Source organism: Oleiphilus sp. HI0043 (assembly GCF_001634935.1).
Window position 1 is genome coordinate 1 of sequence record NZ_LWEY01001193.1, and the last position, 627, is coordinate 627.

Below are 627 nucleotides of genomic sequence, written 5' to 3' on the forward strand. Positions count from 1 at the left end.
TATCTAAAAGAATGCTGTGCACTCAATCACAGCTACTTCAACTAAGACATCACACTCCGCTGCATGTCCCGAAAAATGGGGGTTCAGAAATGTAAACAAATGCAATAAAACAGATAGTGTTATTGTATTAGCTGAATGCAGGTAGCGGGCTATGCATATTTATCCCCTAACTACACGAAAGCGTTTCTTCAGACTAAGGCTTTTATTTAGACAATAAAAAAACCCCAGCAGGATGACCTACTGGGGTTTCTAATAGAAGCCTGACGATGACCTACTCTCACATGGGACCTCCCACACTACCATCGGCGATGCTTCGTTTCACTTCTGAGTTCGGGATGGGATCAGGTGGTTCCAAAGCTCTATGGTCGTCAGACAAAACTTCGGTTGCTGATACTTGATCAACAACACTTAATTCTGCGTCTTTAACAATAGCAAGTAATAGCTAACTTTATCTCTGCTGTCTAACGAAGACTCATATCCAATTTGCGTTACCCGTCGTTGTACGAATAATCATTCACTATAAAACCACTTGGGCGTTATATAGTTAAGCCTCACGAGCAATTAGTACTGGTTAGCTCAATACGTTACCGCACTTACACACCCAGCCTATCAACGTCATAGTCTTTA

General features: G+C 41.8%; 2 rRNA genes. Both read right to left on the bottom strand.

Going from position 1 to position 627, the window contains the following annotated elements:
* Positions 1-258: 258 nt before the first annotated feature.
* Positions 259-373 (bottom strand): 5S ribosomal RNA (gene rrf, locus A3729_RS14085).
* 167 nt (positions 374-540) lie between these two features.
* A 23S ribosomal RNA gene (locus A3729_RS14090) occupies positions 541-627 on the bottom strand; the annotation flags it as partial.